Source organism: Streptomyces sp. NPDC048442 (assembly GCF_040651475.1).
Classification (GTDB): Bacteria; Actinomycetota; Actinomycetes; order Streptomycetales; family Streptomycetaceae; genus Streptomyces.
This window is the reverse complement of record NZ_JBEZKB010000034.1, coordinates 22316-48002: the sequence shown is the minus strand read 5'-3', so window position 1 is coordinate 48002 and position 25687 is coordinate 22316. Positions and strand designations below refer to the sequence as shown.

The window sequence follows — 25687 nt, the reverse complement described above, 5'->3', positions numbered from 1 at the left end:
GTCCGCTACGAAAGCCAGTTGCGCCGCGCCGCCTGCCACACCAGCTGCGTACGCGTCGTCGCGCCCGCCCGCTGCATCAGCACGTTGATCCGGCGCTGCACCGTGCGGTGACTGAAGCCCAACTGGGTGGCGATCGCCTTGTCCGCCACGCCCGCGACGATCAGGGAGAGCAGGTAGCGCTCGTCGTCGGCGAGACTGCCACCCGACCCCGTGCCGCCGGCGAAGTCGGCAAGCTCGCCCTCCTCCGTGACGTGCAGCGGGGTCCCCGCCGCCCACTGGATGTCGAACAGGGCGACGAGGGCGTCCAGGAGACTGCTGCTGCGGATGAGGGCGGCGGTCGGTTCGCCCCGGGCGGCGCTCGTGACACCTGGCATCAGCGGGCAGACGGCGACAGAGCTGTCCACGATGACCATGCGCACGGGCAGTGTGCTGGTGGCGCGGGCCGATTCACCGGCGCGGATGCCCTGGGCAACGTTGTCGACCATGCCGGGCTGCTCCAGGCAGGCCCGTTCGTAGATCGCCTCGTAGCGGATGCCCTGGGCGAGCAGCTCGAACTCCTCGTCGTTGTCCTGGGCGCGCAGCGCCACGGGATCGGCCTTGCAGAACCACCGCAGGTCGCTGCGGGCCCCGTAGGCGAGTTGGCGCAGTTGCTGACGGATGGCGCCACTTCCAGTGATCACCTCGACCAGTTGCCCGGCGTCATGGCGCCGGCCACCCGCCCGGTACTCCTCGGCCAGCTGTTCCATGCCGCGCCGCGCCCACTCCAGCGCCTCTTGGCCGCGCGCCAGCAGGGGCTGCAGCGCCACGTCCGGCGGGACGGGTACGTACCGCGTGCCGCCGTCGCCCGGCAGCCGCCCCACCAGACCCTTGTCATGCAGGGTGGACAGAAGTAACGCCGCCTCGCGCTCCGGGATGTGGAGCCGTCGGACGATCTCGTCCAGGCCCGCGTCCCGTACCTCCACCAGGAAGCGGTAGACCCGTTCCTCCGCCGTCCCGATCCCCGCCATCTCCAGCATGCGCCCTCTCCCTCACCACAGCCCACCCCCAGCGGACGCCCACTGTGCCATCCATGATCGCCCAGCGGCAGATCACCGCTTCCCCGATCCAGGGGCGGCCGGTTTTCGTCCGTCCGTACGAAGCCTCATACCAGAGCGGGACCCGGGGCGGGGAAGTTTGGCAACAGCCCCTCACCCGTCGAATGTTGCCGACTACTGTGAGTGCCCGGTGATCAACAGGGGCCCACATCACCCGAGTTGAATTCAGCCCTGCGCGAGTGCTCGGAGAGGTACGCGAGCGCTCAGGCATGGAGAAGGCACACCGAAATCCCGGGGGCCCCACATACCGAGGACGCTGATGTCTCATCTTCGCGCACCTGGCGCGCGAGCAGACCGCCGCGAAGGCGGGCGGCACGGCCGGCCGGGGGCACGTACCCCCGTGGCGTCCACCCCCGAAGCGCACCTGCGCTCCCAGCTGCTGCGCGCCGCCGTGCTTCCGGCGGTCGTCGTCGCACTGAGCGGGGCGGGAGCCGTGCTCCACACGGTCCGTACCACCGGCGCCCGGCCCTCGCAGAGCTTGTGGGCGGGTCTCGCCGTGGCCGCCGCGCTCGCCGCCTTCGCGGTTCTCGTGGCTGCCTTCGCCGCCCACCGCGCCGCCGGTTCGGTGTACGTACGGTGCAACGAACTGCGCCGCACCAGCGCCCGCAGCCAGGACGAACTGCGGGCCGTCGTGGACGGACTGCGGCGTGGCGAGAACCCCGACATACGGCGTACCGTCCCGCCCGGCGTCCCTCGTACGGGTGATGAATTCGACCTCCTGGCGCAGGAAATGGGGCGCGCACACGACACCGCGGTGGCCGCCGTCGTGCAGGCGTCGCAGTTCTCCAGCAGCGCGGGCACCGACCAGAAGGTCGAGGTCTTCGTCAACCTGGCCAGGCGGCTGCAGTCGCTGGTGCACCGCGAGATCCAGCTCCTCGACGAGCTGGAGAACGAGGTCGAGGACCCCGACCTGCTCAAGGGCCTCTTCCATGTCGACCACCTGGCCACCCGCATCCGCCGGCACGCCGAGAACCTCGCCGTGCTCGGCGGGGCGATCTCGCGCCGGCAGTGGAGCAACCCGGTCAGCATGAGCGAGGTGATGCGCTCCTCGATCGCCGAGGTCGAGCAGTACTCGCGGGTCAAGCTCGTGCCGCCGATCGACGGCACCCTGCGCGGCCACGCGGTCGCCGACATCATCCACCTCCTCGCCGAACTCGTCGAGAACGCGACGGTGTTCAGCGCCCCGCACACGACGGTGCTGCTGCGCGCCCAGTTCGTGACCGCAGGGCTCGCCATCGAGGTCGAGGACCGCGGCCTCGGCATGCCGGTCACCGAGCAGAACAAGATGAACTCACTGCTGGCCGACCCCGACCAGGTCAATGTGCAGCATCTGCTGCAGGACGGCCGGATCGGGCTGTTCGTGGTGTCCGCGCTGGCCCGCAGGCACGGTATCGCGGTCCGGCTGCAGAACAACATCTACGGCGGAGTGCAGGCCGTACTTGTGCTCCCCGAGGGCCTGTTGGGCGACGACCACGAGTCCGCGGCCGCCGGTACGGCCACGTCGCGCCGGCCGGCCCCGGTGCCCGCGCAGCAGCGGGGCGACCGGGTGCCGATATCCGGGGCGCCCGCGGCCCCGGAGCCCGAACCGGCGCCCTCGTACGTACGCGAACAGCAGACCGCCCCCAGGCCCGCGGCCCCCGCCGGGACCGTCGGGACAGTCAGGACTGCTGGAACTGCTGGGACCACCGGCAATCATCCGCTCCCCGTCCGCGGCGAGCGCGGCGAACGGCCCAACCCCGCGGCCGCGGTCCCCGGGGTCACCCACGGACTCGCCGCGCCCCCGGAGTTCATCGTTCCGGCCGAGCCGGTGCACAGCACCGCCCGGCCCGCCGCCGAAGGTTCCGTACGCGGGCGGGTCAGTCGTCCCCGGCTGCCCGTGCGGCGCAGCCAGGAGAACCTCGTACCGCAGCTCAAGGACGTTCCGGCGCCCCGCAAGGAGGACGACCAGCCGGTCCTGCACGACCCCGGGCTTATGGCCGCCTTCCAGCGCGGCATCGGCCTGGCCGAGGCGGCGGACGCGCGCACCGAGGACCTTCCCCCGGAAGGACCCCGTACGGAAGCCGCAGAAGGCCGCGCCCTGACCGATCGCCCCGAAGACGCCCGTTCCGACGACGCCCGTTCCGACGACGTGGACTTTCCCACCCCCAAGGAGTAACCCCATGGTGAGCGATGCGCCGACCGGCCAAGCGACCGACCTGGACTGGCTGTTGAGCGGACTGGTCCAACGGGTCCCGTACACCCGCAGTGCCGTGCTGCTCTCCTCCGACGGACTCGTCAAGTCCGTCCACGGCCTCGACACCGACAGCGCCGACCACATGGCGGCCCTCGCCTCCGGCCTCTACTCGCTGGGCCGCAGCGCCGGGATGCGGTTCGGTGACGGCGGCGAGGTCCGGCAGGTGGTGGTCGAGCTCGACTCGACGCTGCTGTTCGTCTCGACGGCCGGGTCCGGCACCTTCCTCGCCGTACTGGCAGGGCGGGAGGCCGACGCCGCCGTCCTCGGGTACGAGATGGCGATGCTGGTCAAGAGCGTACGGCCGTACCTGGCGACGCCCGCGCGGCAGCGGGCGGGCAGCGCGGCGAACGCCCCGGGGTACTGAACGTGGCGGCCCCGCAGGACGGGCCTTGGCTCGACGACGCGGCAGGCCGGCTGATCCGCCCGTACACGGTGAGCAACGGCCGCACCCGCCCCAGCACCGAACTCGACCTGCTGACCATGGTGATGGCCACCGGCGCCGCACTCCCCATGCACCTCGGCCCCGAGCACCTCACGGCGCTCGGCCTGTGCGACGACCCCATGTCGGTGGCGGAGATCGCAGCCCATCTGCGGCTCCCCGCCGTCGTCACCAAGGTCGTGCTGTCCGACCTGGTGGACTGCGGCGCGGTCCTCACGCACGCACCGATCCTCCAACACCCACCGACCGACCGCGACTTGCTGGAGGCAGTGCTCGATGGTCTACGACGACAACTCTGACTACGGCTCCGACGGCTACGAGGGATACGGCGGCGGAGGAACGGGCCCCGGGCCCGAGGTGTTCCCCACCGCGCTCAAGATCCTCGTCGCGGGCGGCTTCGGCGTCGGCAAGACGACCTTCGTCGGAGCGGTCAGCGAGATCGACCCGCTCAGTACGGAGGAACTCCTCACCCAGGCCGGAGTCGCCACCGACAGCCTGGAGGGCGTCGAGAACAAGACCATGACGACCGTCGCCATGGACTTCGGCCGCATGACCCTCGACGAACACCACGTCCTGTACCTCTTCGGCACCCCCGGCCAGGAGCGGTTCTGGTTCATGTGGGACGAGCTCTCCAAAGGAGCGCTCGGCGCGGTCGTCCTCGCCGACACCCGCCGCCTGGAGGACTGCTTCGCCGCCGTCGACTTCTTCGAGACGCGCGGCATCGGATTCGTCGTCGCCGTCAACGAGTTCGACGGCGCCTTCCGGTACGAACCCGAGGAGGTGCGCGGCGCCCTCGACCTCAACCCGGACATCCCGGTGGTGATCTGCGACGCCCGGCTCGCCAGCTCCGGCATCGCCACCCTGGTCACCCTCGTCAAGCACCTCCTCAGCAGCACACCCGTTGTCCCGCCCACGACCCACGGAGCCCACCCATGACGGGAGCCCACATATGACGTACGACAGGATCGGCCATCTGCTGCTCACCCCCGCCGACCGGGAGGGACCCGAACGAGCCCACCGGCTACGGGAGTTGGGCCTCGGTGGGCGGCCCGACCCGGTGCTCGACGCGTTCGCGGTACGGCTCGCGGAGGCGACCGGCGCACCGTACTCCATGGTCAACTTCATTGACGAGAACCGGCAGTTCTTCGCCGGTCTGCACACCCCGCACGGCACCCTCTCCGGCAGCGACCTCGGGGCCGCCGCGGCGGCCGGGCGGATCGGGCGCGCCATGGCCCGCGACCACGGGTACTGCCCGCACGTGGTGGCCCGCAGGAAGGCCCTCGTCCTGGAGGACGTCTGCGACTACCCGCGCTTCGCGGGCAACCCGGTCGTCGACGAGATCGGCATCCGCTCGTACCTGGGCGCCCCGCTCATCGACCGCTCGGGCATCGCACTGGGCGCGATCTGCGTCGTCGACACCCGGCCCCGGCAGTGGGGGAAGGAGGGCCTGGAGACCATCAAGGCGATGGCGGCCGAGCTGATGGCAGAGATAGAGCGCCGGGAGGACGGCGGAATCTGAGCCCATTCCTCGCCGCTTCCCACGTGGGCGTTAACGTCACCTTCCGTACCGCACAGACGACTCTGCCAAGGGAGTACGAACGATGACCGACCTGCCCGAACCGCCCGACCTTCGCATCGGCGTCCTGGGCTACGGGCTGCGCGGCAGCCTCGCCCGTACCGCCCACCGGCCCGGCGCCGGAGCGCGCGTCGTCACCCTCGCCGACCCCGACGACCGTGCCCGCGCGCTTGCGGCGGAGGCCTTTCCCGACGCGGTGATGGCGGCCGGCCCTCGCAAGGTGATCGAGGATCCGTCGGTCGACGCGGTGCTGGTCCTTACTCCTGATCACACGCATGCGGACCTGGCGTGTCAGGCGTTGGTGGCGGGGAAGCCGGTGTGCGTCGAGAAGCCTCTGGAGACGACGGTCGAGGACTGCGACCGGATTCTGCGGGCGGCGTTCGAGTCGGGGACCCGGTTGTACGTGGGGCACAACATGCGGCACATGCCGGTGGTGCGTCTGATGCGTGAGCTGGTCGCGGGTGGTGCGATCGGTGAGGTGAAGACGGTGTGGGTGCGGCACTTCGTCGGTTACGGGGGTGACTGGTACTTCAAGGACTGGCATGCCGAGCGGGAGCACACCACCGGGCTGCTGCTGCAGAAGGCGGCTCATGACATTGACGTTTTGCACTGGCTGGCGGGTGGTTACGCGCGTGAGGTGCAGGCGATGGGTGACCTGATGGTCTACGGCGATATTCCGCACCGTCGTGCGCCGGGGGAGCCGAAGGCGGAGGACTGGTACACGAAGGACGGTCACTGGCCGCCGCACACCCAGCGCGCCCTGAACCCGGTGATCGACGTGGAGGACGTGTCCCTCCTCAACATGCGCCTCGACAACGGGGTGTTGGCCGCTTACCAGCAGTGCCACTTCACCCCCGACTACTGGCGGAACTACACCGTCATCGGTGACGCGGGCCGTCTGGAGAACTTCGGCGACGGACCCGGAGCGGAGGTCAGGGTCTGGAACACCCGCCGCTCCGGATACCGTGCCGACGCCGACGAGATCCATCCGGTGCCCGAGGTGCAGGACAACGCGGGGCACGGCGGCGCCGACCCGCTCCTGGTCGACGAGTTCCTGCGCTTCGTACGGGACGGGGGTACGACCGACACCTCACCGGTAGCCGCCCGGATGGCCGTCGCGGCGGGCTGCCGGGCGACGGACTCGCTGCGCGACGGCGGGACGCCGCGCCGGGTGCCGGAGTTGGACGCGGAGCTGGTGGCGTACTTCGAGCGGGGGCAGACTCCGGCATAACCGTCCGGCACCGGGGGAGGGTCAGCACCGTACGTACCCAAGTCCACGTACCCCCGCCACGGAGAGAGGCAGGCCGACCCCATGACCACCCCCGGCACGGCGACCGCGCACGACGGCGTCCAGATCGCGACGTACACCTGGCTGCCGGAAAGCGGCCGCCCGCGCGCCCTCGTCCAGTTGGCGCACGGCGCCGCCGAACACGCCCTGCGCTACGACCGGTTCGCCCGCCACCTCGTCGCCCACGGCTACGGAGTGATCGCCTCCGACCACCGCGGCCACGGTGCTACCGCCACGGGCACCGGAGGGTTCGGTGTGGCGGGCGACGACGGCTGGCGTTCCACGGTCGCCGACCTGCGCACGGTCGGCGACCAGGCGCGGGCCCTCCACCCGGGTGTCCCCGTGGTGCTGCTCGGCCACAGCCTCGGCGCGATGCTGGCCCGCGATTATGCGCAGGAGTACCCGGACGACCTGGCCGGAGTGATCCTCTCCGGGGTCTTCCGGACGCTGCCCGGCACGGACCTCGAAGCGGCGGTGGCCGAACTGGAGCGAAAGATCGAGGCGGACGGGCGGGACGCGCCCGCCTCGTTCACGGGGGCCCGGTTCGCCTCCTTCAACGACGCGTTCCCCCACCGCACCGGCTTCGAATGGCTCTCCCGGGACGAGGCCGAGGTCGACGCCTACACCGCCGACGAACGCTGCGGCTTCCCCTTCAGCGCGGGCCTTTCCCTCGACTGGGTGCACGGCATCCGCAAGCTCAACGACCCGCGCAACCTCGCCCGCATCCCCGCCGACCTGCCCTTCCACCTCGCGGTCGGCACCGAGGACCCCTGCAACCAGGGCATGACGCTCGTCCACGAACTCCTGGAGGACCTGCGCTACGCGGGCGTCGAGGACCTCACCTGGAAGGGGTACGAGGGGGCCCGCCACGAAATCCTCAACGAGATCAACCGGGACGAGGTCCAGGCCGACCTGACGGCCTGGCTGGACAAGCACGTCTGAGGCGTTCGTACGGGACGTGCGCACGGGGCGGTCGGGCCGAGGCGATTGTCAGTGGTGGCCCGTACGGTTTTCCCATGACCACTTCCGAGGATGTGCGCAGGGTGGCGCTCGCTCTGCCGGACACCGCGGAGAAGCTCGCCTGGGGCAGCCCGACCTTCCGGGTCGCCGGGAAGATCTTCGCCGCGCTGAGTGACGACGACAAGTCGATGGCCTTCAAGTGCCCGAAGGAGGAAAGGCCCGAGCTGATCGAGGCGGAACCGGACAAGTTCTTCGTCCGCGCGGGCCACGACGACAACTACGACTGGCTGCGCGCGCACCTGGCAGCACTGGAGGGCGAAGAGGAACTCCGTGCCATCCTCCTCGACTCCTGGCGCCAGGTCGCGCCGCGCAAACTGCTCGCCCTCCATCCGGACCCGGCCGACCCCGAACCGTAGATGCGGGGCGCTCTCACCGGGCCGGATCCGGGGAGCTCCCACCAGTGGGGCCGGATCCGGGGAGCTCTCACCACCGGGGCCGGATCCGGGGCTCTCTCACCGGTGTCCCAGAAACCCGCCGATCCGGTTCCGCAGTGAGGCCGCGTCGAGGCCGTGCGCCGCCAGGTGCTCGGTCATGTCCCCGTACCGCCGCAGTTCGCGCTGTCCCACGCCCAGACCCAGCACCCGGTGCGGCAGGTCCGCCAGCGCGTCGTTCGCCGCGCCGGTCGAGGTACCCGCCAGATAGGGCTCGACCAGGACGACATCGGCGTGCCCGGCGGCCCGCAGCGCCGCCCCGTCGAAGGGCCGCACCGTGGCCGCGTACAGGACGGTCACGTCCAGCCCTTCCACGGCAGCCGTGACGTTGTCGAGCATCGGCCCGACGGCGACGACGGTCCCGCCGCGCCCCTCCCGTACGGTGACGAACCCGCCGTCGCCCCGTACCTCCCGGGCTCGCACGTTGCTCTGCAGCGACAGCCGTACATAGACCCGCTCGTCCCCGTCCGCGACGGCGTGCCGCAGCAGCGCCTCCGCCTCGTCGGGGTGACCCGGCACATGCACCGTCCATCCGTCGAGCGTGTCAAGGAGGGCCACATCGCCCGGTGCCATGTGGGTGAAGCCCCCGGCGGGCCAGTCGTAGCTTCCTCCCGCACTGACCAGCACACCGCCCACGCCCTGGTGGCCGAAGTCCAGCTTCACCTGCTCGAAGGGCCGCTCCACCAGGAAACTGGCGAAGGTGTGCACCACCGGTCGCATCCCGGCCAGGGCCATCCCGGCACCCGCGCCGACGAGCAACTGCTCCCGGATGCCGACGTTCACCACCCGTTCCGGGTGCTTCTGGCGGGCGGGCGTGAAGCCGTCCGCGCTGATGTCGGCCAGGACGACGGCGACCCGGGGGTCCTCGTCCAGCAGCCGGCCGGTGGTGGCGATGAAACGGTCCCGCATCGTGTCCATGGTGAAATCCCCTCGTGCTGCTCGTCCGTTGACGGTCGTCGTGTCAGTTCTTGGGCTCGACGCGGGCCACGACCACGTGCGGCCGGCCCGGGTGCGGTGCGCTGTACGCCGCGTACAGCGCCTCGTGGTCGCGGCCGTCGACCGTGGTCGCCGACCAGCCGGCGGCCTCGAAGCGGGAGGCGATCCCGCCGGGCCAGCCGTGCGTCGCGGACGAGTTGTCGATGACGACCACGTTCAGCCGACCGAGTCCGGCCGGTCCCGCGTACGCGATCGCCTCGTGGTTGCTGCCTTCGTCCAGCTCCGCGTCCCCGACGAGCACCCACACCGCAGGCTCCGTCAGGCCCTGGGCCCGCAGCCCCAGCGCGGTGCCGACCGCCAGCGGCAGGCCGTGCCCGAGCGAGCCGCTGCCGATTTCGGCGCCCGGCACGAGCAGCCGGTCCGGGTGGTGCCCGAGCGGCGAGTCGTACGACCCGAACCCCGGCAGCACCTCCTCCCCGAAGAACCCCTTCGCGGCGAGCACCGCGTAGTACGCCATCGGGCCGTGCCCCTTGGAGAGCAGGAACCGGTCCCGGCCGGGGTCTTCGGTGGTGCCGGGCGTCACCCGCAGCACCCGGTCGTAGAGCACCCACAGCGCGTCCAGGGTCGAGGTCGCGGCGGGGCCGTGCTTCTCGTCGCCGGTCATCAGGCCCATCAGGCGGGGCAGATCCGGGTATCCGTAGCTGTCCTGGGTGCGGTGGGTGCGGTGGGTGTCGTACGTCGCTGTCCTCGTCTCCGTGTTCATGGAATCGAGGATGCGACCTCAAGCAGACTTGAGGTCAAGCCCGGCAAGCAGGCAAAGACGTTCGCAACCACGTCCTGAAGTGCGGTATCGTTCTCATACGCGCTCAGCCAGGGGAAACCCCAGGTCAGGCGGGTATCGGGACGTGGCGCAGCTTGGTAGCGCACTTGACTGGGGGTCAAGGGGTCGCAGGTTCAAATCCTGTCGTCCCGACAGTGATGTCGGATTTAGTACAACTCAGGGGCCGTCTTCGGACGGCCCCTGAGGCGTTTCCAGGGAGTTCTGCCGGGGCGAGCGGGGGTGTGCCACCTGCTGTGCCGTGCCTCACACCGCCGGACGGCGCTACACAACTCCCGGTTGGGGTAAGGAAGTTACCGACCGTGAACTTCTTCCCATGGAGGACTTGTGTCCGGATCCGTCATCCTCGCCGGGGCTCGTACCCCCACCGGCCGGCTACTCGGTGCGCTCAAGGATTTCTCCGGAGCCCAGTTGGGCGGTATCGCGATCAGGGCGGCGCTGGAGCGGGCGGGAGTGAGGCCCGAGCAGGTCGAGTACACGATCATGGGGCAGGTGCTCACCGCGGGCGCCGGGCAGATTCCGGCCCGGCAGGCCGCGGTGGCCGCCGGGATCCCCATGAGCATCCCGGCGCTGACCGTCAGCAAGGTGTGCCTGTCCGGGATCAATGCGATCGCTCTGGCGGACCAGCTGATCAGGGCCGGTGAGTTCGACCTGGTGGTGGCGGGCGGCCAGGAGTCGATGACGCAGGCGCCGCACCTGCTGGGCAAGTCACGTTCGGGCTTCAAGGCCGGTGACGTACCGCTGGTCGACCACATGATCCACGACGGGCTGTTCTGTCCGTTCGACCAGGTGGGCATGGGCGTCTCGACGGAGAAGTACAACAGTCGCTACCCGGGGCTGACCCGGGAGAAGCAGGACGAGTTCGCCGCCGCCTCGCACCAGAAGGTGGCCGCCGCCATGGCCGCGGGGCGGTTCGACGAGGAGATCGTGCCGGTGAGCGTCCCGCAGCGCAAGGGCGACCCGGTGGTGTTCGATGCCGACGAGGGCGTGCGCCCCGACACCACGGTGGAGGCACTGGCGAAGCTGCGCCCCGTGTACGCCGACGACGGGACCATCACCGCAGGGTCGGCCTCGCAGATCTCCGACGGCGCAGCCGCGGTGGTCGTGGCGAGCAAGGCCAAGGCAGAGGAGCTCGGCCTGTCCTGGATTGCGGAGATCGGTGCGCACGGCGTGGTGGCCGGGCCGGACGCCGGTCTGCACGAGCAGCCGTCGAACGCCATCAAGGCGGCGCTGGCCAAGGCCAAGTTGCAGCCCGGTGATCTGGATCTGGTGGAGATCAACGAGGCGTTCTCCGCGGTCGGCATCGTGTCCACCGAGCAACTGGGCGTCAGCCCGGACCTAGTGAATGTCGACGGCGGAGCGATCGCCCTCGGCCATCCGATCGGTGCTTCCGGTGCCCGGCTCGTCGTGCACCTCGCCTACGAACTGCGGCGCCGTGGTGGCGGACTCGGTGCGGCGGCGCTGTGCGGCGGCGGGGGACAGGGTGATGCGCTGCTGATCCGCGTTCCGAACGTCTGACGGTCGATCGGTCCGGATCATCGGTCCGGATCGACGTATTCACCGGTCGAGGTTGCCGCCCGGTGCGTCGGCGGGGACGGGCGCCTGAGGTGTGTGCACCTCGGGCGCCGACGACGGTCGAAGGGCCGCGAACAGGGCGCACATGAGGAGTGCGCACACGAGGTTGACGGCCATGGCGACGTAGTAGACGGCGTGGAAGGACGCGACGCTTCCGGGCACCGCGCTCGACGCCATGATGGAGGCGAGTCCGGCGACGCCCACCGCGCCACCGACCTGGCGAACCGTCAGCGTCATGCCGAGGCCGCTCGCGAACCTGACCGGCGCCACCGTCCTGGCCGCGAGCGTCGACAGGCACGTAATGGCAAGGCCCAGGCCCCCTCCGCCGAGCAGTGCGGCCGGCAGCCAACCGCCCCAGAAGTTCGGCGTGGATCCGAACAGGCCGGATGCCCAGATCGCGTTGCTGCCCGCGAAGAGCACCGAGCCCAGCACCGCGACCCGCACTTGGTGGGCGGGGCGGGCGAGCCGTCCGGCGGCCAGTGAGCCGGTCATCGAGGAGACGGCGCCGATGCTCAGTGCCGCAGCCGTCTGCAGAACCGACCAGTGCCAGATCGAGGCCGCGAACAGCGGGGCGGCCAGCATCCACGCGAACATCGTCATGTTGAGCAGGCCCAGACCCAGGCTCGCGATCTTGAAAACGGGGCTGCGCCAGACCGGAATGTCGATGGCCGGAGCCTGATGCCCGCGCGAACGCAGGACGGTGGCGACGACGAGCGCGATGCCGACGACGCCGAGCCCGACCGTCCGGGGGTCACCCCAGCCCCAGGTGTCGCCCTGGGTGAGCGCGGTCACCGCACCGGCGATACCCAGGGCGAGGGCGACGCTCCCGATCGGGTCCGGCAGCCTGCCGCCGGCCGCGCGCACGTCCCGGGGCAGTGCGGCCAGGCCGCCGATCAACAGCGCGGCGCACAGGGGCAGGTTGACGTAGAACACCGCACGCCATCCGAACGCGCTCAGCAGCACTCCGCCCGCCGCCGGTCCGATCACCGCCGAGAACCCCGCGACCGCGGACCAGGCGCCCACCGCACGTGCGATGCGTTCCCGGGGCGTGGTCGCCAGAATCAGTCCCAGCGCGGCCGGGATCATGCCGCCGGCCGCCACGCCCTGGACGACCCTGGCGGCAATGAGCCACCAGACGGACGGCGCCACCGCACACACCAGGGAGGCGGCCGAGAAGCCCGTCAGCGACCAGAGGAAAACGGTCCGCCGGCCGATACTGTCCGCGATCCGGCCGAACGGCGCGAGCATGGCGGCCAGCATGACCGAATACCCGCTGAGAACCCATGTCGTGCTGTTGAGCGAAGTGCCCGGAAAATCCTTGAGGATGTCGGGGAAGGCGATACTCACGATGGAGAGGTCGAGGAACGCCAGGAAGCTGGCGCCGCTGCACAACGCAAAGACGCGAGACGTGTTGACCGTGTCCGGCTTGCGCTGCTGATCAACCGATTCGTCGGACACTGACCGATCCCCTCATCCGGGTGTGAGTCGCCAACTCGTGTATGTCACCGGGTGGATGGTCGAGACCACCGGTCAACTTACGTGTCTCTCAGTGCAGTTGTCCCACAACAGGGGCTTTACGTCCTCTGCTTGCAGTTGACGAAGAGGGAGTCTGGGGCACCAACGGGCAGACAGTCAATGCCTGTTGGTGCTCGTGGGGCGGGAAGATGATGGCGCGTGCAGGGTCGGCCAATGCGTGTGATCACAATCACTCGGGCCGTGCCCAGGACTTTCGCGCCACGCCTTGCGGTGGGTCGTCCACATGCCGAGACTTGTGCACGTCCAGCGGGTACCGGCGATTCCCTCGTCCAGTGACTCCCGCCCTTCCGCACCCCTCGCTCTTGGGTGCCCCAGGAAATGATCCAGGACCGTGGAAAAGGCTGTCGGGGAGACAGTGATTTCCGCTGCCGGAACGCATGGCCCGTAAGTGCAACGCGAAGCTCAGTAGCTGCACCGCGCATTGGATTGCGCTGTACGGATTCACCGGAGATGAACTCGGAGTGACGGGGCGATGACTTCTTTGAATTCCATCCTGATCGGCAGCGGAAGCGTGCTCGCGCGCTCCGGCGAAACCCTTCTGGCGAAGGGGCATCGGATCAGGGCTGTCGTGACTGGTGACTCCGTGGCACGTTCTTGGGCAATCAAGGCGGGAATTGCGCACCATGAACTGGACGAGGCCGTAGCGCTCGCCCCGCAATGGACGTGCGACGTTCTGCTGAGCGTCGGCAATTACGCGGTCGTACCCGATTCGTTGCTGAATTGCGCGCGGCGCGCGAGCATCAATTACCACTACGGTCCACTGCCCGAGTACTCGGGACTGCACGCGCCGTCCTGGGCCATCGCCGACGGTGCGAGCGAGTACGCCATCAGCTGGCACCGGATGGACACGCTGGTCGACGGCGGCGACGTACTCAAGCGGATACCGGTGCCGATCGAGCCCGGTGAGAGCGCCCTGTCGCTCGGCCTGAAGTGCGACGAGGCGGCCGTTTCGAGCCTGGCCGAACTGATCGACGAGATCGCGGAAGGCCGCGAGACGGCCACGCCCCAGGACCTCACGACGCGCCGCTACTTCTCCCGGCACACCCAGCCGGCCGCCGAAGGGCTGATCGACTGGCGGCAGGACGCCGAGCGGATCCTCGCCCTGCTCCGCGCCACGGACCACGGACCTTTCGCCAGCCCCCTGGTGTGGCCCAAGGCGAATCTGGGCGGCCGCCTCTTCGCGGTCCGTGAGGCCCGTACCGGCAGTACGGCCGTGCGTGACGCGGCCCCCGGCACGGTCGTCTCCTGTGAGGAGGCCTCCGGCCTGGAGATCACCACGGCCTCCGGCACCGTCTGTCTCACCCGCCTGAGCACCCTGGAGGGCGAACCGCTCGCCGTCGGTGACGTCGTCGCGGCAGCGGGCCTGGAACCCGGCGCCGTGCTGGCCTCGCCGGACGAGGAGGCGGCCGCTCGTATCACCGGGATCGGTGTCAAGGCGTCCAAGGCCGCGGGCTATTGGCGCAAGCGGCTGATCGCGGACGGCGATCCGTACCGCCTTCCCTACGCGCCGCCGCAGGACGGGACGGAGCAGGACGGGTCGGGACAGGGCGGGACGGAGCAGGACGGGTCGGGACAGGATGGGTCTTACGTCGTCGCGCAGTGCCGCGTGCCGGTCCCGGCGGACCAGCAGGACGAGGGCGGATACTTCTCGGCCGCCCGGCTGGCCGGCGCCCTGGGCGTGTTCCTGAGCAGGGCCGGCGGAAAGCAGGACATCCGGCTTGCGATGGCGGCGCCCCGCGACGAAATCGGCCCGGTACACCGGGAGTTGTTCGCCCCGTGGCTTCCTCTTGTGGTTCATGTCGACGGTGACCGGACGGTCTCGGAGAACATCGGCGCGCTGAGCCACGAGTTCGTACACGGCCAAGGGAGGGGATGGCTGCGCCGCGACTCCATCGGTCGCGACGAGACGCTGAGGAACCTCTGGGACAGCGGCGCCCTCACACCCGATGTGCTGATCTCCTGGGGCGGCCCGAGCTCCCCCGTTGACGAGGCCGACGAGGCCGACGAGGCCGGCCAGGCCCACGCACCTGCCTCGCCCGGCGATGCCCACCGGCCGAGGCTGGAGCTGGACGTCCAGGACGAGGCCGGCACGGTCGCCTTCCGCTACGACGCCTCGCGCATCTCCCGCGAGGACGTCGTCCGCCTCGCGGAGCAGTTCAGTGACTGGTGCGAGCGACTGCCCGGGAACGCGGACCAGCCGACGGCTTCCGTCCATGTCGTTCCCACAGCCGAACACCGCGCGCTCATCGAGGAGTTCAACGCCACCGGCGACGGCTCTGCGCTCGGGCACCGCCTGCACCGCCTCTTCGAAGGTTCCGCCGAGAGTCACGCCGGCAGTGCCGCACTGGTCTGCGCGGACACCACCCTCACGTACGAAGAACTCAACTCCCGCGCCAACCGGCTCGCCCACGTCCTGATCGACCGGGGCGTCGGCCGCGGCGACCTGATCGGCGTGGCACTGGACCGCTCCATCGACCTGGTGGTGGCCCTGCTGGCGGTACTGAAGACGGGCGCCGCCTATGTGCCGATCGACCCCGCCTTCCCTGCCGACCGCATCCGGCTGATGATCGACGCCGCCGACCCCAAGCTGATCGTCACGCCCGCTGCGGCGCCCGACGGCCTGCTCGCCTGGGCCACCCGCTGTCTGAGCGTCGAGGAGGTATCGGCGGAATCCGAGGTATCGGCGGACTCCGCCGCCCGGCACCACAACCCCGAAGTCGACGTGTCCGCCGACGACTTGGCGTACGTCATCTACACCTCGGGCTCGACCGGGCACCCCAAGGGCGTCGAGATCAGCCACGGCGCGCTGTGCAACTTCCTGTCCTCGATGCGGCGCAGGCCCGGCTGCGGCGAAGCGGACCGGCTCCTGGCGGTCACCACCATCTCCTTCGACATCGCGGCCCTCGAACTGTTCCTGCCGCTGCTCTGCGGCGCACGCACGGTCATCGCCCAGGGCCGCGAGGTCATCGACGCCAAGGCGCTCCTCGCACTGATGGAGCGGCACGCGATCACCCTGATGCAGGGGACGCCCGCCACCTGGCAGCTGCTGCTCGACTCGGGCTGGCAGGGCACGGCAGGACTGACGAAGATCCTCTGCGGCGGTGAAGCGCTGCCGCGCCGACTGGCGGACCGGCTGCTCGCCGTCGGCGCCGAGGTGTGGAACATGTACGGCCCGACGGAGACCACCGTCTGGTCGAGCATCTGGCAGGTGCGGGAGGGCGGCGAGATCGTCATCGGCGACCCGATCGCCAACACCCAGTTCTACGTACTCGACGAACACCTGGCACCGGTGCCGCTCGGCTTCCCCGGCGAACTGTGCATCGGGGGCGCCTCGGTGGCGCGCGGCTACCACGACGACCCGGAGCAGACCCGGCTGCGCTTCGCGGACAACCCCTTCCACGACGGCACCCTCTACCGCACCGGCGACCTCGCCCGCTTCACCGGACCCGGCAGGATGAGCCTGCTCGGGCGGAGCGACCGCCAGGTCAAACTGCGCGGCCACCGCATCGAGTTGGGCGACATCGAGTCGGCCGTCACCAGCCACGAGGACATCAGCCGCGCGGTCGTGGTCGGCCACGACGAGCAGCTCGTCGCCTACTGCGTACGCGATGCGGCGCGGACGGAAGGACCCGGGCAGGCACAGCAGGACCGCGACACCGCGCTGACGGAGTGGACGGGTGCCTGGGACGTCGCCTACGAGGCCGACGCCGAGGACCCCTCGTTCAACCTGGCGGGCTGGCACAACAGTTACGACGGCCAGCCGTTCTCCCCGGCCGAAATGCGCGACTGGCAGATGAGCTCCGTCAACCGCATCCTGTCGTACGCGCCGCAGAGCGTGTTCGAAGTCGGGTCCGGCAGCGGCCTGATGCTGTTCAGCCTCGCACCGCACTGCACCACCTACCACGCGGTGGACGCCTCCGAGCAGGCCGTCGACCTCACCCGCCGGCACCTGAGCTCCCTGCCGCACGTCACCTGCGAACGCCGTTCGGCCCACGAACTGCCCGAGGTGGCCGAAGGTGCCTTCGACACCGTCGTCATCAACTCGGTGGCCCAGTACTTCCCCGGTGCGGACTACCTGACCTCGGTACTGGAATGGGCGACCAAGGCGGTCGACCGGGGCCGGGTGTTCATCGGCGACGTACGCGACATGTCACTGCTGGACGTGTTCCACGCCGACGTCGCCCACTTCCGCAGCAACGGCGAGATCGCTCCCGAGGAACTGGCCCGCCACACCGAGCGTGCGATGCGCGGGGACCGTGAACTGGCCCTCACCCCCGACTTCTTCGCCCACCTGCCGAGCCTCTTCCCGCAGATCGCCCGCGTCGACATCACCCTGCGCGACGGGCACTACACCAACGAAATGACGCGCTACCGCTTCGACGTCACTCTCCACATGGGTACGGACGCGAAGGTTCCGGCCCCGAGCACCGAGTGCACCTGGCAGGCGGGCACGCTCGACACCGCCCAGAAGCTGCGCGAGCAACTGGACGCGGACAGCGGCCGGCCGCTGCGCCTGAACGACATCCCCAACGGGCGCCTCGGCGAGGTGCACAGCCGAGTCGCGGCAGCCCTGGACAGCACCCCGCAGCCGCCCGCGCAGTGGGTCGACCCGCAGGACCTCAAGGACATCGCGGCCGAAGCCGGCCTGGAAATGGCCCTGCTGCCCAGCCGGTCCCGCAACCGGTGGGCCTTCGACGCCGTGTTCTGGACCCCGGGCCAGACCCCCGACCTCGGTCTGCACCCCGCCGAAGCCATGGACCGGGAATCCCTCGCCCGGTACGCGAACGTCCCCGCCGTCGGCGAAAGCGCAAGGCCCGACCTCGGCCGCGTACTGCGCCCCTGGCTGGCGGAGCGGCTGCCGGACTACATGGTGCCCGCGTTCATCGTCGAGCTGGACGAGCTTCCGCTGACGCCCAACGGGAAGATCGACCACAAGGCGCTGCCGGACCCCGTGGCGGCGATCACCCCCACGGCCAAGCCCGCCAACGAACTCGAACGCGACATCATGGCCGTCTGGTCGGAGGTACTCGGCCACGACCGGATCGGCACCCACGAGAACTTCTTCGAGATCGGCGGCAACTCGCTGCGGGTCGTCCGCGTCCAGATGCGCCTCGAAGAGCTCCTGGGGCGGACCGTCTCCGCGCCCAAACTCTTCGAGCACTTCACCGTCAAGGCCCTCGCCGCGCACCTGGCCGGCGACGACAGAACCAGCCGGGAGATCGTCCCTTCCCACCGCCGCGCCGTCCACGACGAGCCCATCGCCATCGTCTCGATGGCCTGCCGGCTCCCCGGCGACGCGAACACCCCGGACGAGTTCTGGGAGCTGCTCGCCCGCGGCGGCGACGGCATCGTGGAGGTGCCCAAGGACCGCTGGGACGCCGACGCGCTGTACGACGCGGACCCGGAGACGCCCGGCACGTCGTACTGCTCCAGCGGCGGATTCGTCACCCCCATCGACCGGTTCGACGCCCCCTTCTTCGGCATCTCGCCGCGCGAGGCACGGTCGCTCGACCCGATGCAGCGCATGGCGCTGGAAACGACCTGGGAGGCGTTCGAGCGCGCGGGCTACACCGTGGACCAGCTGCGCGGCAGCCTGACCGGCGCGTTCATCGGCGTCGGGAAGAGCTCCGCCTACCACGAGTACGGACTCACCATGGCCGGCGGCCTGGCCGACCTGGACGGCTATGTGGGCCCCGGCTCCGCGGGCGGCACCATGTCAGGCCGCGTGTCCTACGTGTTCGGCCTCGAAGGCCCCACCCTCACCCTGGACACCGCCTGCTCCTCCTCACTGGTCACCACCCACCTGGCCTGCAACGCGCTGCGCAACGGCGAATGCGACCTGGCGGTGTCCGCCGGTATCAGCCTGATGCTCTCGCCCGAACTCCACGTGGAGTTCAGCCGCCTGCGGGGCATGTCCCCCGACGGCCGCTGCCGGTCCTTCTCCGCCGACACCGAGGGCACCGGCTGGAGCGAGGGCGCCACGGCGGTCGTCCTCAAGCGGCTGTCCGACGCGGAACGCGACGGCGACACCGTCCTGGCCGTGCTGCGCGGCACCGCAATCAACCACGACGGCCATGCCGCCAGCCTCACCACGCCCAGCGGCCCCGCCCAGCAGCGGGTCATCCGCGCGGCCCTCGCCGCCTCCGGGCTGCAGCCGGGCGACATCGACTACGTGGAGGCCCACGGCACCGGCACCAAGCTGGGCGACCCCATCGAAGGCACCGCCCTCGCGGAGGTCTTCGACGGCAGCCACTCGGACGAGAGCCCCCTGTGGGTCGGATCGGCCAAGTCCAACCTGGGCCACACCCAGGCGGCCGCAGGCCTCGCGGGCGTGATGAAGGTCGTGCTCGCCATGCAGCACGACACCCTGCCCCGCACCCTGCACGTCACGGAGCCCACCCCGGCGGTGGACTGGAAGGGCGCCAGGATGGCGCTGGTGAAGGAGGAGCGCCCCTGGCCGGCGAAGGACACACCGCGCCGGGCCGGCGTCAGCTCCTTCGGCATCGGCGGCACCAACGCCCACGTCATCGTCGAGGAACCGCCGCTGCGCACCGCCCGGGACGCCGAGGCCGAGCCGCCGGCCCCGCTGCCGTCCGTGCTGCCGTTCCTGGTGTCGGGACACACCGACGCCGCCCTGCGGGAGCAGGCGGAGAACCTGCACCGGCACATGGGCATGAACATCCACGACCGCGTCGGTGACGTGGCCGCCTCCCTGGCGACCACCCGCAGCCACTTCCGCAAGCGCCTCGTCCTGACGGCCAAGGACAAGGCCGAACTCCTCGACAAGCTGGCCTCGTTCGCCCGTACCGGCGAACTCCCCGCCGATTCCGTACGCAGCGGGGAACGCGCCGGGGACTCCCGGGTGGCCCTTCTGTTCACCGGCCAGGGCAGCCAGCTGCCGGGCATGGGCAAGGACGTGTACGACGCCCATCCCGTCTTCCGGGACGCGCTGGACGACATCGCGGCCCGGTTCACCGGTCTGGAGAAGCCGCTGCTCGACGTGATGTGGGCCGAGCCCGACAGCGAGACCGCGGCCCTGCTCCACCGCACCGACTTCACCCAGCCCGCCCTGTTCGCCCTCGAAGTGGCCCTCTGGCGGCTGTGGGAGAGCTGGGGGGTCAAGGCGGACCTGCTGCTCGGCCACAGCATCGGCGAGTTCGCGGCAGCCCACGTGGCCGGGGTGTTCGACCTGTCCGACGCCTGCCGGCTCGTGGAGGCGCGCGGCCGGCTGATGCAGGCCCTGCCGAGCCGGGGCGCCATGGCCTCGCTGGAGGCCAGTGATACGGAGGCGGAAGAGGCCCTCGACGCACTGGGGCTGCACGGCAAGGCCGACATCTCGGGCCTGAACACGCCGACCCAGACCGTCGTCTCCGGTGACACCGACGCCGTCGAGGCACTGGTGGCCCACTTCGTGGACCGCGGCCGCAAGGCCAAGAAGCTGACGGTGTCCCACGCCTTCCACTCGCACCACATGGACGGCATGCTGGCGGCCTTCAAGGCCGTGGCCGAGACCGTACGGTTTAACCCGCCGCAGCTCACCGTGGTCAGCGGTGCGACCGGCGAGCAGGCCGCACCGGGCGCACTGGAGCGGCCCGACTACTGGGTCCGCCAGACCCGCCGCGCGGTCCGCTTCAGCGACGCCGTGCGCACCCTCCACCAGCAGGGCGTGGACACCTTCCTGGAGCTCGGCCCGCAAGCCGTGCTCTCCGGCATGGGTGCGGCCTGTCTGGCCGACGAATCCCCCCGCACCTGGGTGCCGTCGCTCGTCCCGGGCAAGAATGGCGCCGCGGTCATGCTGCGCGGCCTTGCCGAGCTGCACGTACGGGAAGTGCCGGTCGACTGGCGCGGCTGGTTCGCGCCCTTCGGCGGCGCGCGCGTCGCCCTGCCGACCTACGCCTTCCAGCGGGAGCGCTTCTGGTTCGAGCCGCCGGCCTCCCGGCAGATCGGCGCCGGTCTGAACGACGCCCAGCACGTGCTCCTCGGCGGCGGGATGGACGTCGCGGGCACCGACATCTCCGTGTTCACCACCCTGGTGGCGGCGGACGAACCGGTCTGGGTGCAGGAACACCGGGTCATGGACGCCGTACTCATGCCGGGCACCGCGTTCTTCGAGGCCATGAGCGCCGCGGGGAACGCCGGTGGCGACGGCGAGTGGGACCTCGCCGACGTCGTCATCGCCGCGCCCCTGGTGTTCGCCTCGGACGCCTTGGTCCGGCTCCAGGTCACGGTGGGCCCGCCCGTCGGCGACGCCCGCCCGGTCCAGGTCTACAGCTCGCCGGAGGGCGAGAACGACACCTGGCAACTGCACGCGCAGGGCCGCCTGGTGCCCGCGCAGAACGAGGCGGGGCAGAGCGACAGGGCAGAGCGCGGGGCCCCCGCCGTGACCCTGCCGCCCGCAGGTGCACAACCCCTCGACGCCTCCGCCCTCTACAGCGACCTGACCGCACTGGGATACGGCTACGGCCCGACCTTCCAGGGCATCAAGGACGCCTGGCACGTGGGCGACGAGGTATGGGCCAGGGCGAAGCTGCCCGAGAGCGCGGAGCAGTCCGCCGTCCACTACGGCCTGCACCCGGCCCTGCTGGACTCGGCCATGCACTCGCTGCTGCTGACCCAGCGGCTGCAGAAGAAGACCGGCGACGACCTGTTCGTCCCGTTCGAGGTCGAGCGGCTGACGCTGCGGGAGAAGGGCCTCTCCGAGATCTGGGTCCACGTCGCCGAATTCGAGCTGGGCGAGGGAGAGTTCTGGGCCTCGCTCGACATCTACAACTCTGCCGGGGAGAACGTCGGCCGGCTGCACCGTCTGCACGCGCGGCGGGTGGACCGGGCGGTACTGCGCCGCCTCGCCGCGGCCGGAGTGGAACGCTTCCAGTTCGCCGTCGACTGGCGGCAGACCGACATCGCCGACGTCGAGCTGGGCGGTTCCTGGGGCATGCTCTGCCCGGACGGCGACGTGCCGTGGGCACGGGAGGTCAAGACCACCCTGGGCCGGGCCGGCATCCAGGTCCTCAAGGTCACCGACCTTCAGGACGCCGAGGACCTGGACGGCCTGATCTGCCTGTGGGGCTCCGAGGGCGACGTACCGTCCCAGGCGCACGCGCTGTCCGCGAAGGCGCTGGACCAGCTCCAGGAAGCCGTCAAGACCGAGTTCCGGGCGCCCCTGGTGTGGGTCACCCGCAACGCGGTGGGCACCAGCGCCGACGACCCGGTCTCCGGAATCGGGGCAGGACCCCTGTGGGGCCTGATGCGCACCGCCCGCAGCGAACACCCCGAACTGGCCCTGCGCATGATCGACCTGGGCGGGGAAGAGGCGGACCGGGGCGTACTCGCCGCCGCACTGATGCTGGAGGCCGAACCCGAGTGCGCGCTGCGCCACGGCGAGGTGCTCGTACCGCAGCTCCAGCGGGTGGGCTCGGGCAGCGAACTGGAGATCCCGGCCGACGGCAACTGGCAGCTGGAGATCGCCGCCAAGGGCCGGCTGGACGAGCCGCTCAAGGTGAAGGCCGTGCCGCGGGCGGCGCTGGCCGCCGGTGAGATCCGCGCCGACGTGAAGGCCACCGGGGTGAACTTCCTCGATGTGCTCAACGCCCTCGGCATGGTGGAGATCCCCGCCTTCGGCCTCGAATTCGCCGGTGTCGTCACCGAGGCCGGGACCGACGTCACCCATGTGAAGGTGGGCGATCCGGTACTCGGTCTGGCCCGCGGCTCCTTCGCCTCCGAGGTCGTCATGGACGCCCGCCAGGTGGTCCGCATGCCGGAGAACCTCGGCTTCGACGAGGCCGCCACCATCCCCATGACGTACCTCACGGCCTGGTACGGCCTGCACGAACTGGGCGCCCTGCAACCGGGGGAGCGGGTACTGGTGCACGCCGCCGCCGGTGGCGTGGGCATGGCCGCCGTACAGCTCGCCAAGCTCCACGGCTGCGAGGTGTACGGAACGGCCAGCGAGCCGAAGTGGCCCGCGCTGCGGGAGTCCGGCCTGGCCGACGACCGCATCGCCTCCTCGCGCGACCTCGGCTTCGTCGAGCAATTCGGCGCCACCCTGCCCGAGGGGCGCTTCGACGTCGTACTGAACTCGCTGGCCACGGAGTTCATCGACGCCGGCCTCTCCATGCTGGGCAGCGGCGGCCGGTTCCTGGAAATGGGCAAGATCGACCTGCGGGAACAGTCCTGGGTCGACGAGTTCCACCCCGGTGTCAGCTACACGGTCTACAACCTGCCCGAGGCGGGCCCCGACCTCATCCACAAGATGCTCCTCTCCCTCGCGGACCTGCTCGCCGACGGCAGCCTCACACCGCTGCCGCTGCGCACCTTCCCGATGACGCACACGTCCGAGGCCCTGCGCTTCATGGCCCAGGCACGGCACGTCGGCAAGGTCGTACTGATCCCCTCGGAGCAGCGGCAGTTCATCGGGCCGGACGGGGCGGTGCTGGTCTCCGGCGGCCTCGGCGACCTCGGCCGGCGCGTGGCCACCTGGCTGGCGCGCACCCACGGCGTCCGCGACCTGGTGCTGACCTCGCGCCGCGGCAAGGACACGCCAGGCGCCCAGTCCCTCGTGGACGAGCTGGCCGAACTCGGCGCCACGGCCACCGTGGTGGCCTGCGACTCGGCGGACTTCGACAGCGTCAAGTCGGTCATGGCCCTGTTCGGCGACGACCGGCCGCTGCGAGGTGTGGTCCACGCGGCCGGTGTCCTCGACGACGGCGCCCTGACCACCCTGACGCAGGAACGCTTCGACGGGGTCTACCTGCCCAAGCTGGACGGAGCCTGGCACCTGCACCGGCTGACCCAGGACATGGAGCTGGACTTCTTCCTGATGTTCTCCTCCATCGCGAGCGTCATGGGCGCACCCGGCCAGGGCAACTACGCGGCGGCCAACTCCTTCCTCGACGCGCTCGCCCACCTGCGGCGCGCCACGGGCCTGCCGGCCACCTCGGTGGCCTTCGGCCCCTGGGAGGGCGAGGGCATGGCGGCCGGCCTCAGCGAGATCGACCGCGTCCGCTTCGCCCAGCTCGGCCTGGACCGGCTCGCACCGGAGGAAGGCCTGGAACTGTTCGAGCTGGCGGTGCAGAGCGGCCGGGCGCTGACGATGTCCGCCGCGCTCGACCTCGGCCGCGTACAGCGCTACTTCGAGGAGCGGGGCGGCATACCGCCGCTGATGCGCACGCTGCTGAGCAACAACGGGGGCGGCCGCTCCCGGAGCGGCGGCGGGGGCACGGACCTGCGCAAGCTGCTGGCCGAAGCCGCACCCGAGGAGTACCCGGCCGTGGTGCTGGGCGTGGTCAGGGAACAGGTGGCGAAAACCCTCGGGTTCGCCTCGCCTGACGACGTGGACGTCAACCTGGCGCTGCAGGACATCGGCATCGACTCGCTGACCGCGGTCCTGATGCGCAACCAGCTTGCGGACCTGACCGGTCTCGCACTGCCCGCCAAGATCGCCTTCGACCACCCGAACCTGAAGGCGCTCGGCGCGTTCCTGCTGGAGAAGCTGCTCGAAGCAGGCATCGACGCCTCGGCCGCACCGGTTCCGGCCCCGGCAGCCAGGGCCGAGGATCCGGGCCTGGACCTGACGGGGGCGAGGAAGGGCTGTCTCGACCCGGACCTCCGCTTCGAGAACGCCAAGGGGCCGCAGACCGCCCCGGAGTCGGTCTTCCTCACGGGCGCGACCGGTTTCGTCGGCGCCTTCCTCCTGCACGAGCAGCTGGAGCGGGGGATCGTCTCCTACTGCCTGGTGCGCGCCGAGGACCAGAGCACGGCGATGCGGCGCCTCGTCGCCGCGCTCGACGGCTACGGCCTGTGGAAGGAGGAGTACGCGCCCCTGGTCAACCCGGTGGTGGGCGACCTGTCCCGCCCCCTGTTCGGACTCGACGAGGAAGCCTTCGACGAGCTCGCGGACGAGGTCGACGCCATCTGCCACGCCGGCGCTCTGGTGGACTGGATGCGGCCGCTGGACGACTACACAGGGCCCAACGTGGTCGGCACGCACGAGGCCCTGCGACTGGCCTCGCGTGGCCGCGGCAAGACGGTGCACCTCATCTCGACCTTCGCCACACTGCCCAAGTACCTGGGGTACGAAGTCAGCGAGGACGACCGCGAGTACGGCTACCTCACCTCCAAGTGGCAGGCCGAACAGATGGTCGCCGCGGCGCGCTGGCGCGGGGCGAAGGCGTCGGTGTACCGGCTGCCGTTCGTCGCGGCCTCGACCCGCACGGGGCACTTCAGGCTCGACCGCGGTGACTTCCTCCACAACCTGATCGTCGGCGGCCTCACCCTGGGCAGCTTCCCGTCGCTGGACGTCGACCTCACGGCCGTACTGCCGGTCGACTACCTGTGCCGGACCATCGCCGAGGCAATGACCGAGGACCTGGCGCGTACGGGCAAGGACTACGACTTCATCAACGCGCAGGCACCCACCTTCGACAGCTTCTTCGAGAGGGTCGGCGCCGCCGGCGGCGGAGCGGAGATCGTGCCGTTCGACGTGTGGCGGGAGCAGGCGCTGGCCGGCGCCGCCGCGGATCCGACGGGCCCCCTGGCCCGGATCGCCGCCCTGGTGGACGGCCTCACGGAGGACGGCCTGGCGGGCATGTTCGCGGCGTTTCCCGTCGGTGAGGCCGTGTTCGGCGGCGACGCGTACCCGTCCCCGCCCGTCGACGAGAAATTCGTAGCGAACTACGTGGCCCGCATCCAGGCGGCGTACCGAGGAGAAGGAGAGTAGACGGCC

General features: G+C 70.6%; 14 protein-coding genes and 1 tRNA gene. 11 read left to right on the top strand and 4 right to left on the bottom strand.

Annotated features, from left to right (window positions below; genetic code table 11):
- Nucleotides 1–5 precede the first annotated feature (5 nt).
- Complete coding sequence (locus AB0D18_RS35295; protein ID WP_362428283.1) at nt 6–1016, bottom strand: helix-turn-helix domain-containing protein; 1011 nt, start codon at nt 1014–1016, stop codon at nt 6–8.
- A 337-nt stretch (nt 1017–1353) separates the two neighbouring features.
- Between AB0D18_RS35295 and AB0D18_RS35290 the strand changes: the two genes are divergently transcribed.
- The 8 genes from AB0D18_RS35290 (at nt 1354) to AB0D18_RS35255 (ending at nt 8006) form a co-directional block, all read left to right on the top strand.
- Nucleotides 1354–3249 (top strand): ATP-binding protein, encoded by a 1896-nt coding sequence (locus AB0D18_RS35290; protein ID WP_362428280.1) that lies wholly within the window; start codon nt 1354–1356, stop codon nt 3247–3249.
- Nucleotides 3250–3253: 4 nt separating this feature from the next.
- Nucleotides 3254–3691, top strand: a complete 438-nt coding sequence (locus tag AB0D18_RS35285) for a roadblock/LC7 domain-containing protein (protein WP_362428277.1) — start codon at nt 3254–3256, stop codon at nt 3689–3691.
- A gap of 2 nt (nt 3692–3693) precedes the next feature.
- On the top strand, nt 3694–4065 hold the full coding sequence (locus AB0D18_RS35280; RefSeq protein WP_362428274.1) for a DUF742 domain-containing protein: 372 nt from the start codon (nt 3694–3696) through the stop codon (nt 4063–4065).
- Nucleotides 4043–4702, top strand: a complete 660-nt coding sequence (locus AB0D18_RS35275) for an ATP/GTP-binding protein (RefSeq protein WP_362428271.1) — start codon at nt 4043–4045, stop codon at nt 4700–4702. Before AB0D18_RS35280 ends, AB0D18_RS35275 begins: the two co-directional genes overlap by 23 nt.
- A 13-nt stretch (nt 4703–4715) precedes the next feature.
- The gene (locus AB0D18_RS35270; RefSeq protein WP_362428268.1) at nt 4716–5285 is read left to right on the top strand and encodes a GAF domain-containing protein; all 570 of its coding nucleotides are present in this window, start codon (nt 4716–4718) and stop codon (nt 5283–5285) included.
- An 82-nt stretch (nt 5286–5367) separates the two neighbouring features.
- Nucleotides 5368–6573 (top strand): Gfo/Idh/MocA family oxidoreductase, encoded by a 1206-nt coding sequence (locus AB0D18_RS35265; protein WP_362428265.1) that lies wholly within the window; start codon nt 5368–5370, stop codon nt 6571–6573.
- 81 nt (nt 6574–6654) lie between these two features.
- Entirely contained in the window at nt 6655–7572 is a 918-nt protein-coding gene (locus AB0D18_RS35260; RefSeq protein WP_362428262.1) for an alpha/beta hydrolase, read from the top strand.
- Nucleotides 7573–7646: 74 nt separating this feature from the next.
- Entirely contained in the window at nt 7647–8006 is a 360-nt protein-coding gene (locus AB0D18_RS35255) for an MmcQ/YjbR family DNA-binding protein (RefSeq protein ID WP_362428259.1), read from the top strand.
- 96 nt (nt 8007–8102) lie between these two features.
- On the opposite strand, the gene AB0D18_RS35250 is transcribed toward AB0D18_RS35255, so the two are convergent.
- Nucleotides 8103–8999: a transketolase gene (locus tag AB0D18_RS35250; RefSeq protein ID WP_362428256.1), complete on the bottom strand. Its 897-nt coding sequence runs from the start codon at nt 8997–8999 to the stop codon at nt 8103–8105.
- 43 nt (nt 9000–9042) lie between these two features.
- On the bottom strand, nt 9043–9690 hold the full coding sequence (locus tag AB0D18_RS35245; RefSeq protein ID WP_362428390.1) for a transketolase: 648 nt from the start codon (nt 9688–9690) through the stop codon (nt 9043–9045).
- A gap of 226 nt (nt 9691–9916) precedes the next feature.
- Here AB0D18_RS35245 and AB0D18_RS35240 point away from each other — a divergent pair.
- Together AB0D18_RS35240 and AB0D18_RS35235 are read left to right on the top strand one after the other, a co-directional pair.
- A tRNA-Pro gene (locus tag AB0D18_RS35240) sits at nt 9917–9990 on the top strand.
- A gap of 192 nt (nt 9991–10182) precedes the next feature.
- A complete protein-coding gene (locus tag AB0D18_RS35235; protein ID WP_362428253.1) occupies nt 10183–11373 on the top strand; it encodes an acetyl-CoA C-acetyltransferase in 1191 nt (396 codons plus the stop codon).
- A 39-nt stretch (nt 11374–11412) separates the two neighbouring features.
- Here AB0D18_RS35235 and AB0D18_RS35230 read toward each other — a convergent pair whose 3' ends face one another.
- Complete coding sequence (locus AB0D18_RS35230; protein ID WP_362428250.1) at nt 11413–12888, bottom strand: MFS transporter; 1476 nt, start codon at nt 12886–12888, stop codon at nt 11413–11415.
- 661 nt (nt 12889–13549) lie between these two features.
- Here AB0D18_RS35230 and AB0D18_RS35225 point away from each other — a divergent pair.
- On the top strand, nt 13550–25681 hold the full coding sequence (locus AB0D18_RS35225; RefSeq protein ID WP_362428247.1) for an amino acid adenylation domain-containing protein: 12132 nt from the start codon (nt 13550–13552) through the stop codon (nt 25679–25681).
- The last annotated feature ends 6 nt before the right edge of the window (nt 25682–25687 follow it).

Bases quoted from the DNA above. Each gene is read 5' to 3' on its own strand.
- AB0D18_RS35275 (WP_362428271.1), top strand. From the start codon at position 4,043: ATGGTCTACGACGACAACTCTGACTACGGCTCCGACGGCTACGAGGGA.
- AB0D18_RS35245 (WP_362428390.1), bottom strand. From the start codon at position 9,690: ATGGGCCTGATGACCGGCGACGAGAAGCACGGCCCCGCCGCGACCTCG.
- AB0D18_RS35295 (WP_362428283.1), bottom strand. From the start codon at position 1,016: ATGCTGGAGATGGCGGGGATCGGGACGGCGGAGGAACGGGTCTACCGC.
- AB0D18_RS35265 (WP_362428265.1), top strand. From the start codon at position 5,368: ATGACCGACCTGCCCGAACCGCCCGACCTTCGCATCGGCGTCCTGGGC.
- AB0D18_RS35270 (WP_362428268.1), top strand. From the start codon at position 4,716: ATGACGTACGACAGGATCGGCCATCTGCTGCTCACCCCCGCCGACCGG.
- AB0D18_RS35260 (WP_362428262.1), top strand. From the start codon at position 6,655: ATGACCACCCCCGGCACGGCGACCGCGCACGACGGCGTCCAGATCGCG.
- AB0D18_RS35290 (WP_362428280.1), top strand. From the start codon at position 1,354: ATGTCTCATCTTCGCGCACCTGGCGCGCGAGCAGACCGCCGCGAAGGC.
- AB0D18_RS35250 (WP_362428256.1), bottom strand. From the start codon at position 8,999: ATGGACACGATGCGGGACCGTTTCATCGCCACCACCGGCCGGCTGCTG.
- AB0D18_RS35255 (WP_362428259.1), top strand. From the start codon at position 7,647: ATGACCACTTCCGAGGATGTGCGCAGGGTGGCGCTCGCTCTGCCGGAC.
- AB0D18_RS35285 (WP_362428277.1), top strand. From the start codon at position 3,254: ATGGTGAGCGATGCGCCGACCGGCCAAGCGACCGACCTGGACTGGCTG.